The organism is Clostridium intestinale, assembly GCF_035905475.1.
Taxonomy (GTDB): domain Bacteria; phylum Bacillota; class Clostridia; order Clostridiales; family Clostridiaceae; genus Clostridium_T; species Clostridium_T intestinale.
Genome location: NZ_CP121166.1, coordinates 1,748,840 through 1,761,199 on the forward strand (window position 1 = coordinate 1,748,840; position 12,360 = coordinate 1,761,199).

Annotated in this window: 10 protein-coding genes; 1 reads left to right on the forward strand and 9 read right to left on the reverse strand. The window is 30.2% G+C overall.

What is annotated here, in order from left to right:
• Nucleotides 1–104: 104 nt before the first annotated feature.
• From P8F83_RS09035 to P8F83_RS09070, 8 genes are all read right to left on the reverse strand, one after another.
• A complete protein-coding gene (locus tag P8F83_RS09035; RefSeq protein ID WP_326514347.1) occupies nt 105–2,030 on the reverse strand; it encodes a beta-propeller domain-containing protein in 1,926 nt (641 codons plus the stop codon).
• Entirely contained in the window at nt 2,027–2,542 is a 516-nt protein-coding gene (locus P8F83_RS09040) for a sigma-70 family RNA polymerase sigma factor (protein WP_326514348.1), read from the reverse strand. Before P8F83_RS09040 ends, P8F83_RS09035 begins: the two co-directional genes overlap by 4 nt.
• A 189-nt stretch (nt 2,543–2,731) precedes the next feature.
• On the reverse strand, nt 2,732–3,598 hold the full coding sequence (locus tag P8F83_RS09045) for a MurR/RpiR family transcriptional regulator (protein WP_073019672.1): 867 nt from the start codon (nt 3,596–3,598) through the stop codon (nt 2,732–2,734).
• Nucleotides 3,599–3,738: 140 nt separating this feature from the next.
• Complete coding sequence (locus P8F83_RS09050; RefSeq protein WP_326514349.1) at nt 3,739–4,611, reverse strand: aldose 1-epimerase family protein; 873 nt, start codon at nt 4,609–4,611, stop codon at nt 3,739–3,741.
• Between the two features lie 98 nt (nt 4,612–4,709).
• The gene (locus P8F83_RS09055) at nt 4,710–5,375 is read right to left on the reverse strand and encodes a hypothetical protein (protein WP_326514350.1); all 666 of its coding nucleotides are present in this window, start codon (nt 5,373–5,375) and stop codon (nt 4,710–4,712) included.
• 20 nt (nt 5,376–5,395) lie between these two features.
• Nucleotides 5,396–7,540, reverse strand: a complete 2,145-nt coding sequence (locus P8F83_RS09060; RefSeq protein ID WP_326514351.1) for a hydantoinase/oxoprolinase family protein — start codon at nt 7,538–7,540, stop codon at nt 5,396–5,398.
• Nucleotides 7,541–7,596: 56 nt separating this feature from the next.
• Nucleotides 7,597–8,901, reverse strand: a complete 1,305-nt coding sequence (locus tag P8F83_RS09065) for a Na+/H+ antiporter NhaC family protein (RefSeq protein ID WP_238907069.1) — start codon at nt 8,899–8,901, stop codon at nt 7,597–7,599.
• A gap of 29 nt (nt 8,902–8,930) precedes the next feature.
• Entirely contained in the window at nt 8,931–10,280 is a 1,350-nt protein-coding gene (locus P8F83_RS09070) for an FAD-dependent oxidoreductase (protein WP_326514352.1), read from the reverse strand.
• Nucleotides 10,281–10,400: 120 nt separating this feature from the next.
• Between P8F83_RS09070 and P8F83_RS09075 the strand changes: the two genes are divergently transcribed.
• Nucleotides 10,401–11,423 carry an IS6 family transposase gene (locus P8F83_RS09075; protein ID WP_326511720.1) on the forward strand — a complete coding sequence of 341 codons (1,023 nt, stop codon included), beginning with the start codon at nt 10,401–10,403 and terminating at the stop codon, nt 11,421–11,423.
• Nucleotides 11,424–11,754: 331 nt separating this feature from the next.
• Here the strand turns inward: P8F83_RS09075 and P8F83_RS09080 are convergent, their stop codons facing one another.
• Nucleotides 11,755–12,300 carry a YcxB family protein gene (locus tag P8F83_RS09080; RefSeq protein ID WP_326514353.1) on the reverse strand — a complete coding sequence of 182 codons (546 nt, stop codon included), beginning with the start codon at nt 12,298–12,300 and terminating at the stop codon, nt 11,755–11,757.
• Between the last annotated feature and the right edge of the window lie 60 nt (nt 12,301–12,360).

Here is a 12,360-nt window from a genome sequence, read left to right on the forward strand (position 1 = left end):
ATAATAATTAACTTTTTTATTTTATCAAATGAAGAAAAATATTATTTTCAGAATATGAAAAGGCAAGTTTTTAAATCCTATAAATTTAAAAACTTGCCTATAATTTAATATTCAATTTTTCCTAAAGACTCTAAACTATCAATGTTATATGAAAAAATCCCTTCATTGCTAACTATATATAGATTGTTTTTAATATAAATTATTCTATCTTCATAACCATAATAACCTGTATCAAATTTTAGTTCCCCAAACTTTGACATTACTCTATCTTCTGAGTATTTAGCTAAATAAACTGTTCCTTCTCTGCTTTTCCCAAAATCAGTAAAGTTCACCATTGGTATACCAATAATAGATTTTTCTTTATTTAAAAAGAAAGCTTTATGATTATAATTAAGCTCCGAATAAGTATCATTTCTTCCAAAGGCAAGTGTGGATTTTTCCTTTGGTGATGTTCCATCTTTAACATCAAAAATAGAAAGCTTTAGTCCTCTATATCTACCCAGCTCATCTCTATCTTCACCAAAACCTATTATATTTTCCTCATCTAGTGGATGAAGATAGTTACTAAATCCAGGTATCTTAAGTTCTCCAGTAACTTTTGGATTTTTTGAGTCCCTTAAGTCTATAACAAATAATGGATCTACCTGTTTAAAAGTAACCATATATGCTGTATCTCCTAAAAATCTAACTGAATAAATTCTTTCCCTTGGTGCAAGACCTTCTAATTTTCCTAACTCCTTAAGATTTTCATCTAATATATATAAATTATTTGTACTTCCCTCTGAAAAACCCTTAGTTGTTGCTATTCTAAAAGTATTATTATTTTCATCCATAGAAAATTGATTTAATAATCTCCCCTTTACCTCACCACTAGCAACTGGATTTATTTCTCCATTTTTAATAGAGTATTTATAAATTAATGTATCTCCATCAGAGAATATAGTATTCTTAGTAGCAAAGTTAGAAAAACTTCCCTTAGATGCAGTAATATATATATTATCCGCTGTTGAATATACGCTTCCTGCACTAGCTAAAACTGTTTCAGTTTTAATTTTTTCATTATAATTATTTATATCTATTGAAGCTATATTAATTATGCTGTCTCCCTTAGTATCTGGAAAATAGGAAATATCCTTAATGTTTGTAACTTCTTCTTTATCATTAATGGAGTCATAATATCTAGGTAGAGATATTGTTTGCCCATTATCTTTTATAACTCCAGTTTTACTATCTTCCATCATTGGATAGATTGAAAATGGATTGTTATTTGTTATCATTATTAATCTATTTGAAATTAATCTACTGTTTACTATCTGTCCACTGTAATTTAGTTTTCTTTCAAGTTTTAAATCTTCAATATCTTCTTTATTATAAATGCTAAGATCGGTTCCTAAAGAATTATTATTTTGTGAAATTACTATAAACTTATTTTGAGTTATATAAATATCCTGAATAAATCCCTCTAAAGTAATTTTTGTTTCTATTTTCATATTAGTTGGGTCATCACCTTTAACAATTATTACCTCAGAGACATTTCCTCCTTTATAGTCATTTTTAACTGTGTATATATATTTACCATCGGTTTTTACTTTATCCCCTTCTTCGACATTCTCAACCTGGTTATTGGTTTTTGAATAATCTGCTGCTCCAGAATCAGATTTGGCTGATTCACTACTACTACCTGTGATTTCATTATTAGTAGAGCTTTCCTTCTTTATATCTTGGCTAGAAACAATTAGTTTTAGAAGCTCTTTATCATCTTTTATTTTTGGTAGTTCCAAACCTATACTAGCTTTCTCTACACTTTGGTCTATATCTCCTACCCCAAGCTTTAAATTGTTTAAAAGCATTCCTAAAGTTACAACTATTAAAAAACTGCATGCTATTTTTAACCCTTTATTAAAATATACATTTCTTTTTTCTTTTTTCCCTTTTTCTATTCCTCTTTTTACAGCACTAGATAATTCTTTTGGTATCTCTATATTTTTATAATAATCTTCAATATCATTTTTATTATTTTCTTTCTTCATTCTAAAACCTCCTCCTTAAGCTCTAACCTAAGAATGTTAAGAGCTTTATTAAGACTGCTTTTTATTGTTCCTAACGGTATCTCTAATATTTTTGCTATTTCAGCTAAGGTTAGTCCTTCATAATACTTCATTTGTAAGATAATTTTATATTTAGGATCTAAAGCTTCTATAGCTTTATTTAAATCTATTCTTTCATCATGCTCTTCTATGTAGCCTTGATCATTTTCTTCGTATACAATTTGCGCTTTCTTTTTATTTTTGTTGTAGACATCAATCGATACATTAATAACTATTCTAGTTATCCAAGTGTTAAATAAATCTTCGTTTTTTAATTTTTTAATTGAGGTATATGCCCTGCAAACTCCTTCACTCACTATATCTAGAGCATCTTCCCTATTACCTACATAAGAATAAGCCGTTACATATAACCTTTCTTGTATGGATTCTATAAGTTTACTAAAAGCTTTATCATCTCCGCCTTTAGCTTTTCTCACCAATTGGCTTGTATCCAAAGTTAACTCCCTCCTCTCATAAATTAGACTTAAGGATCATGCTTTTGGTTCAAGAACTTCAAAATTTTTAATTAATCCTTGTAACCCGCATTTTTACTATATATTCTTATGTTCTTAACTTCTTTTATTCTTAAATTCTTAAATTCTTAAAAAAAGACCTCCAAAATTTCTCTTGGAGGTCTTTTAGCATTACAAATCATAAAAATAACTATTACTAACTTGTTCGCTTTCAAATAAAGCATCACTATTCTGTTTTATCTTTAAATAGTTTTTATTTGATTCAATAAGCATTTCAAAAATCAAATCAATAGCTAATAAAAAAGGAATATGTTCAGAAATTACTGAGCTGTGTTTAATTGAAAGTCTGTCAGCAGTAACTATCTTTACATCTGCAATAGCATTTGATTTCTGATAATCATAACTTGTAATTGTAACTAGTTTAGCATTTCTTTCTTCTATTATATTTAAGGATTCAATTATATCTCTAACTGAAATAGATCTAGATATTGTTATAAACAAATCATTTTCTTTTGCATTAATGCTACTTAATTTCATATTAGGCCCATCATTATAGGCTTCAGCACTTATACCTATCATATTAAGCTTCTGTTTTAATTCTAAAGCAGCAAGCCAAGAGCTAAATACTCCAAATATATATATTCTTCTAGCACCTTTTATTAATTCAACTGCCTTTATTAAATCCTTTTCGTTAATTAAAGAAGCTGTATTTAATATAAGTTCATTATAATCTGATGAAATAGAATCTATAATATTATCATTTTTTTTGCTTTTATCTTTTTCTCTCATGTTTCTATAAAAATTATCTTGAGCTAAAGCTATCTTAAAATCATTAAAGCCTTTAAATCCAATCTTTTTACAAAATCTATTAATACTGGTTTCTGATGTCCCAGTTTCATTAGCCATATATGTTATTGTGTTATTAACAACTACTTCAGGATTATTAATAACAAAATTCGCTATTTCATTTTCACTAAAGGTAAAATTCTTCTGCTTTGATATAATCTTAGTTATTACAACGGGAATACTGGTATTCATTAAGTCCTCCTTCTTTCACTTTCAAACAAAATGAATCATTTAAATAAAAATAATCCACATAAAATTTATCTCGATAACCTTTATTATACCATCAAAACAAAATTTTACATAGATTATTATATATTCATGTAAATATATAGCTAATTAACTTCAATTATATATTGAGTTTTAAACTTTTTATCTTCCTCTAGCTTTATTATTCCCTCTTTTTTTGTTATATCATACCCATCACCATAGGTTGAATTTATTCCATGCCAAGGTTCTATACACAGGAATGGAGCATCATTAATTGCTGACCATATTCCTACATAAGGAAATCCTTTAGTACTACATTTTATTTCTTTAGAGTTTTTTCTATTTTTTAATATTATATATTCTGATTTTAGATTTTCTAATATTATAGCTCCTTTGTAAAACAAGGCATGATTAAGACTTAGAATTTTTTCATTATTAAAAAAATCCACTTTCTCTCCAGTGAGAAGTCTCTCCCCTAATAGTAGGCGTTTAACATTTTCATTCACTTCAAATTCTAAATAATAGTCCTCCATGGATTCATTATCTAAAAGTGGACACTTAAATGCTGGATGAGCTCCTATTGAAAAAAACATATCCTTATTATCCCTATTTATAACCTCAAATTCTGTTTTAAGTGAAGATTCTAAAAGAGTATATTTAATATTTAACTCAAATTCAAAAGGGTAGCTTTTTCTTGTTTCCTCATTACTGCATAACCTAAAAGTTATTGAATCTGCGTTTTTATAAACCACTTTAAACTCACTTTTACTTCCAAAACCATGTCCCATCATTTCATATATTTTTCCCATATGTGTATATTTATCTTCTGGCAGCTTTCCTACAATAGGAAATAGTATTGGTGATTGGCCTTTCCAATACTTATCATCTCCTTGCCACAAAACCTCACACTTATCTTTAATGCTCTTTACACTTGTAAGCTCCGCTCCAAAAGTTTTAATTTCTATACTAAGATACTCATTTTCTATTTTTTCTATCATAAATCACCTCAAAAAAATTCTCAAAGCCTTAATATAAAGCTTTGAGATTATTAAACACTAAGATTTACTGAGTTAATATATAGATTCCCTTCACCCTATTAACTTATTAATTCTTTTTTCCAAGAAGTTATCATATCATTTAAATTAGTTAAGCCTATTTCTCCTGTTTCAATTAAATATATATAATCATAAATATTAGGCAGATATTTTAATCCTAATACCTCTTTGCAAAACTTGTGTGCAGCTATTTCTGAACACTTTAAAACAGAAGCTTCTTTTTTAAAGCTTAGTAATTGAAATGTACAGATAGGTTCCAATATATCATTTGTGTATTTTTTGTCTCTATGTTCTAAATAGTGATAAAATTCGTGAGCTAGATGAATATTTATTACCTCTTCATAAGTGAGTTTATCTTTTTCCTCAACCATCTTATTATAGGTATTCATAAGATCTATAAGTGAGTCTTCATATATCTTAATAATGTTCTCTTTTTTTGAGAAGTTTATTTCTGCCCTAAACTGAACACTATAAAATTTTCCTGATTTTTTTACAAACTCTACTTTAATATCATTTTCATTACATAACTTAATCAAGTTTGAAGTTTTATACTGCTTTCCCTTTTCTTCACCTAGTCTTAAAGATTCTGTTATATAGTAGCTTACTTTATCTTTAGGAATTTTATGAAATACTAGATCATTTTTTAGCTCTCCATAAGCTAAAACTTCATCATCCAACCTATCTAAAATATCAAGAATTTTCTCCATATCAATTACTCCCTGCTTTTTTATTGATAAACTAATGCAATAATCTCATTATCCTCTTGAAGATATTGTGTTTCTACTTCTATTATTGATAAAAGCTGTTCTTTGGTTTGCATTCCTGTTAAATCAAGCATCTTTTCTTTGTAAAATAAAAATACTTTAGGAATTGTTGCATTTGCATCTGAGTATATGGTGTTGTCATCTAAAAACTCATCAAAAACACTGCTTAGTTGATTTTTTCTAAAAATTAAGTTATTAGCGTTTTCTTTCTTTAGCCTTACAATTCCTTCACGATCCACCACACAAAGATTATTTAAGTTTTTCTTAAATAACCCAAAAAACATTTTCTTTTGCTGTACAGATTTGAACAAACTCCATCTTCCAGTTTTAGCTATACCTTGAACCGTTGATTTCTCTACACTTAAAGCCTCTGATACTATCTCTTGCATCTTATCTTCAGATACTTCGCTTTGTGTAAGGTCCTTAGATCTTAATTCTGTAGAACCTGTAGCTATAGCCCTTAATATATTTTTCTGGCTATCTATTTCTATTGTAACGTCAACTGTAGCTTCATTTGCTCCTGACTTTACTATCTTTTCTATAATTTCTTCTCTTATTCTCTTTATATCTTCTTCATTTGGATTTAATACAGATTTCTCTATTTGCTCACGAACCATAGCAAGTGCAACCCCTATTGTTGATATGTATGGTGCATTTTTTGCTATTTTCCATTTAAAATCTTCTTTGTCTGCAAGAGCTGGAACTAATACTGCTCCACTTCCGCCGCCTCCAACTAAAGTAATAAACTTTCTATCTAAATCATATTCATCTATCATTTCATTTACTATTTCCATAACCTTTTTAACAGCTATGTCCATAGCCTGCCTAGCTGCCTCTTCAACAGATATATCCAAATAGTCTGCAAGAACTTGCCATGCTTTTTTTGCACTATCTACATTTCCTCTAGCATAATCATCTTCTGGAATGTACCCTAATATATTTGAAGCTCCAGCTAAAGTTAGTGAATACTCTTTCCCATCCTCACATTCTATAATTACATAGCTTTTAGGATCATCATCTCTTGGACTTATAAATTTTATTTTAGGGTTATTAATCTTATCTTCAGCTGCAAAAGATTCATAATCCTTACCTGCAATATGAGCGCTTCTAGGACCAACATCAGTTATTTTCTTATCCTCAACCTTTATCATACTTCCTCCAGCAACTCCTAATGTTCTTACATCTAGAGATTGAAGGTAAGTTTTATGCCCTCCTACTTGAGCATTTTTTATCATTACTTTTCCATTTTTAATTACTGATATATCTACGCTAGTTCCACCAACTTCAAAAAATATCCCGTCAGATATCTTTTCATACATAAGTGCACCTGCAACTCCAGCAGCAAGTCCTGATAACATTGTAAGTATTGGTCTTTTTCTAACTTCCTCAACACTCATTACTCCACCATCACAACGCATTATCATAAGCTGTGATTTTATCTTAGCATCTTTAACAGCCTTTTCTGTCATATTAGCAGTTTCCATCATCTTAGGTATTAAACTTGCATTAACTACTGCTGTTCTTGTTCTTATTTTCAGTCCATATAATTGTGAAATTTCATGTCCACCAGTTGCATATATATTTTTTGAATTAGCTATATCTATTACTTTAAGCTCATTTGATGGATCATCAACACTATAGGCTTCTGAGGCAACTATAACCTCCGCACCATCTTTTATTAGTCCATCAATTGTACTATTAATATTTGTTTCATTTAAGGTTTTAGAATCACAGAAATTATGATAGGTTTTCAAAAACTTTCCTGGTGCTAATTGTATATCAGAGGTTTTAGTCTCATTTTTAGCACTACCTGCATCTATTCCTGTTCCCATTCCAATGATTCCTATTTTAGCTACATCACCTTCAAGTAATGCATTAGTTGCTTGAGTTGTTCCATGTGCTATAAACATAACATCATCAGGAGATATATTATTATCACTTAATACCTTATCTATTATTCTAACTATTCCTCCAGCAACTCCTTCACTGCTAGCATGAGTTGTTGGGATCTTCTGCTTAGCTATAATTTCATAGCTTTCATTATCTATAACAACTGCATCTGTAAAAGTTCCTCCAACATCTATACCTATTCTAACTTTCTTTCCCATACTATACCTCCTATTATGAATAGGAATGGGAGACTAAAAGTATCCCATTCTTTTATTTATTTAAATACTACAAAACTTGCTATTATCATTGAAATTAATACTGATACTAAAATCCATACTATTGTTTTCTTTAAAATTTCATTTATATCTGTTTTAGTAAAGTCCGCGGCCCAAACATTGTGTGAATTTGTAGGGTCACATACTGCTTGTAGGTTACTATCTATACGTAATGCTAACATTGCAGCTATAGGATTCATTCCTGCTGAAATCATAAGAGCTGCTATACCGCTTCCTAGTCCCCAAACATTTAGTGGTCCTCTATAGATTGCTAAAGGCGCTAATACAGTGAATATAAGTATATAAGCTATTGGACTTGTAGGTATTATTGCTTTTATTAATGGTTCTATTATTGTAGCAACTTGTGGTGCCATAACAGAATTTAATAATATTCCTATTCCTATCATAAGTCCCATTGCACCTGCTACATCTTGAATTCCATCTATAAGTGCACTTGATAATACATGTATAGGTCTTTTAGGTGTTGCAAGTAATATTGCTATTGCTGCTCCTATAAAGATAGATGGAACTATAGTTAACTTAAATGCAAATACTAATACTACTGGTATAATTGGGCTTATCATAGCTATTGCTCTAACATTTTTGTTATCATTATTTATTACTTCATTTTTTATTGGCATAGCCCAAGCTCTTTTGCTTCTTCCACCTTTTTTTGTATAAAACACAATCATTGCTAGAGATACTACTATTAGTGGAATCGCTGGTATTAAAGTATAAGCTGCAACTGTATTAACTGGAAGTTTCACTACATCTGTGTAAACACCCCAGTTTGAAACGTTAAAGGTTACCCCTACTGCATTTGCTAATAATAGTACCATAGCACTTACTAGTGGACTTAACCCTGCTGTAAGCATTATTGGTATTATAATTGTTCCAACCAATATAACCATACCTAAACCTGAAGATGCTGAGAATATTACTGATGCGGCTACAAAAAATGTAATAGCTATTCCAAGTGGTTTATCTCCAGCAAGTTCAGCTGCTTTTTTTATAATTGATTTAGTAACGCCTACCTTGCTAAGTATCTGTCCAAACCAAGCACCAAAAATTAATCCGGCTATTGCTGTTGACATCTTCATAGCTCCAGCCTCTAAAACATTTTTAGCAATTGTATAAGTCTCTGCATTACTTGACATAAATGGAACTCCTGCAATTAAAGCAAAGACAACTCCCATTATAGGTAATGCTAATATTGTTGGCACCTTCTTTGTCATCATAAGAATAACTGATATTATAAATACCGCTAAAATTCCGATAGCCTGAATTGTTTGAATTGAACCCATTTTATAATTCCTCCCTAAGATAATTAATTTTATATATCTAAATATGCCCCTTGATTTAATAAATTTTCTTGAAGTTCATTAATATCTATATCTTTAACTGCTTTATTATTTTTACTTGCCAAAGCTGCTGCTATACCTCCAGCATGTCCTATTGCTCCAACTGTCGGGGTTGTCCTTATTGCAGCTTGAGCTTCAAAAGTCGCTGATATACATCTTCCAACAACAATTAAATTCTCTATCTTCTCACTTACTAAGCTTCTATATGGTATTCCGTAATATTCTCCCCACTTTAGATGCCCATGAGATGTTCCTTCTCCATCTGGACTATGAATATCAATTGGATAACCAGAGTGAGCTATAACATCTTGAAACTTCTTTTGTTCTAGTAAGTCTTCAGCTGTTATTGTGTATATCCCTTGTATTTGTCTTGATCCTCTTACTCCAATTGATGGTCCTGTTGAAACAACCACTGCATTTTCAAAACCTTTAATTCTCTTTTTTAAGAATAATTCTAATTCCCTACATTGTTTTCTTCCTTCTATTTCGGCTTTAGTTAAACTCCAAGCATCTGTTCCATCACAACCTAAAATCCTAGTTGTATTTATTATTACCTCACCTGGGTTATTTGTTTCAAAGAAAAGTACATCTTCTCTTTTAATAGATATCTCTTTATTTTTTTTACCTTCTTCGAATTCTTTTACAAATCCTATTACTGATAGCCTTGATACCTTGTCCATCAATGAAACATCTCTATGAATTCTAGTAAAATTCTCAGGATTATTTTTTATATATTCCTTAATTTCCTCCATATCAACATTTCTCATCTTCATCTTTAATGTCATAGGTTGAGCAGCTCCATCACTTTCTCTTCCTTTTTTACAAGGAACTCCAGACAAATATGCTAGGTCTCCATCACCAGTTGCATCTATGAATACTTTAGCACTAAGTAAACTTTTACCTGACTTATTACATACTTCTATACTCTCAATCTTTTTTTCATATACGTTTACATCTGTGAGCATAGTGTGATATAGAACTTCTCCTCCACTTTCTAATAACATACATTCTAACTCATATTTCATACCCTCCGAGTCAAAAGGTGTTACTGTATAAGTGTAAGTTGTAGAATCAATTATATGTCCCTGCGATTTTCCTGCTTTCTTCATTCTTTCGATTAACTCATCAGTAATCCCTTTAATAACCTGTTTCTCCCCTGCATGAAAAGTCATCATTGGTCCTACTCCACAAGAAGTTAATGCTCCTCCTAAAAACCCTGTTCCTTCAATTATAAGTACTTTTTCACCCATTCTAGCTGCTGCTATAGCTGCAACTGAACCAGAGATTCCACCACCTACAATAACTAAATCATAGTTTTTCATTTATTCTCTCCCTTCAACAAAATTCGTTCTGTTAAGTTATATGAACATTGCTCTTCTCAATCCTAGGAAATACAATAAGTTTGACTAGAACTAAATGTCCCCCTTGAAAGGAGAAGCGCAATGAACAAAACAAAAGTAAAATGTCCTCGTTGTAACTCTGACCAACTATATAAGTTTGGTTTAGATAAGCAGGCTAATCAAAAATATCAATGTAAAAAGTGTAAGCGACAATTCGCACCTGACTCCGTCAGAAAGCGGGTAACATCTAAATATCCAAGATGTCCAAAGTGTGGTAAAGCAACTTTCTTGCATCACATCTATAAACACTATAATCGCTATAAATGTGGTAATAAGAAGTGCAATCATATCATTGTTCATCACCATAACCTAAATATAGATGATGCCTCCAGTGAAAACCTAACCGGTTCCCTTTCTATGAAAGGTATGCGTTTTCCACTCCATACTATTCTGACTGCATTAACTTTATATTTTTTAAACAACTCATCAACAAGAACTATTTCACAGTTCCTTTTCGTAACTTCAAATATAAAGGTTTCTCATGTCACAATAGCTAGTTGGACTCAAAAGTTTGCACCTTTTTTCAAACAAAAAGCTGATAAGTTTAAAGAGCAGCTAGATCTCCAATCTGACGATTGGCATGCTGACGAAACAGTGGTCTTTATAAATGGTGAACGCTATTATTTATGGTTAGCTATTGACTCTGAAACGAGATTTATTTTAGCTTTTCATCTAACCAAATCACGTAGTGAGGATTCAGCATTTACACTAGTAAACCAAGCTAAACAATTTGGAATGCCATCAAACTTTATAACTGATAGACTACCTTCATATAACCAAGCTGTAGCGAAGCTATTGGGCGAAAACAAGCATGTGCCTGTTGCTCCTATGTCTAGCGACATATCAAACAATTTAATTGAGTCTTTTAACAAAACATTTAAAGCTTGGTATAAAGCTAAAAAAGGGTTTAACTCTTTTGAGAAAGCAAATAACTTAATATACTTATTTGTCTTTCACTATAATTTCATTAGGCCTCATGGTTCATTAAATAATCTCACACCTGCTGAAGTTGCAGGCTTCGCTAGCAATAGCATTGATCGTAAATCTTGGTTTGTCGCTGCTTAATCTCAACTTAATATCTTTGATTAACCTGCAAAAATCTAACTTTTTGTAGGCTTATTTGCCATACAAAAATTTATTCAAACTTATATAATTTTCAAAGAACGAGTAATTCTACGAAATGTTAAGCTATTTTTTCATAACAACCTAACAGAATCACAAAATTTATGATATCGTTTTAATACTACATTTTTAATTTACCACACGCATTCTTTCTTGTAAATAGTTTTTAAAAATAATTTTCATTATTTTCGTTTATTTTGGATAAAATTTTCTCAATCTCCCTTTTTAGATTCAAAATAAAAATCTCCATGAGTATAGTTCATGAAGATTTTTATTAATATTCAATACTTATTCTTTCTAATTCACTGTACTTTTCAACCAATTTAATAAACTCCTCTTTATAATTTAAACTAAAGAAGAATCTTTTAGGTATAATGATTACCCCTATAGCCTCTCTATAAATATATATCTTTTCTTTTGTTTCAACTATCTTTTTTATTGCTGTCCAGTGGCTTTCATATATCCCAGTTTTATTATTTTCAAATACTCCTTCAGGACGTATTAATATTTTATGATTACCAAATAAATACTCCTGTTTTCCTCTATTAATCATTCTTTCTAGCCTTATTTTAAGCATGGCTTCAAAAATTTTTGGATAAAAAATAACCCAAACCAAATATATAATTATAAATACAATAAGCCATATCTCAAAAGATATTGTACTTATCTTTCTTCCAACAAATGGCGCAACTAAAAAAATTAGTGATATTATATATCTTTGTATAAACAGTAATTTCTTCATTGTACTTGATGCCATTAAAGTAAAGAGGTCATACTCTATATAATCTTTTTTTGAAAGTTCATATTCTAGTTCAAACATAAATTATTTCCTTTCAATTAACTTATTAAAAGTGCAGGTAACTTTTTATTACCTGCAAAC

What these genes read in the sequence shown, in the direction of transcription:
- P8F83_RS09050 (WP_326514349.1), bottom strand. Translation starts at nt 4,611, where the DNA reads ATGATAGAAAAAATAGAAAATGAGTATCTTAGTATAGAAATTAAAACT.
- P8F83_RS09070 (WP_326514352.1), bottom strand. Translation starts at nt 10,280, where the DNA reads ATGAAAAACTATGATTTAGTTATTGTAGGTGGTGGAATCTCTGGTTCA.
- P8F83_RS09075 (WP_326511720.1), top strand. Translation starts at nt 10,401, where the DNA reads ATGAACAAAACAAAAGTAAAATGTCCTCGTTGTAACTCTGACCAACTA.
- P8F83_RS09080 (WP_326514353.1), bottom strand. Translation starts at nt 12,300, where the DNA reads ATGTTTGAACTAGAATATGAACTTTCAAAAAAAGATTATATAGAGTAT.
- P8F83_RS09045 (WP_073019672.1), bottom strand. Translation starts at nt 3,598, where the DNA reads ATGAATACCAGTATTCCCGTTGTAATAACTAAGATTATATCAAAGCAG.
- P8F83_RS09035 (WP_326514347.1), bottom strand. Translation starts at nt 2,030, where the DNA reads ATGAAGAAAGAAAATAATAAAAATGATATTGAAGATTATTATAAAAAT.
- P8F83_RS09055 (WP_326514350.1), bottom strand. Translation starts at nt 5,375, where the DNA reads ATGGAGAAAATTCTTGATATTTTAGATAGGTTGGATGATGAAGTTTTA.
- P8F83_RS09060 (WP_326514351.1), bottom strand. Translation starts at nt 7,540, where the DNA reads ATGGGAAAGAAAGTTAGAATAGGTATAGATGTTGGAGGAACTTTTACA.
- P8F83_RS09065 (WP_238907069.1), bottom strand. Translation starts at nt 8,901, where the DNA reads ATGGGTTCAATTCAAACAATTCAGGCTATCGGAATTTTAGCGGTATTT.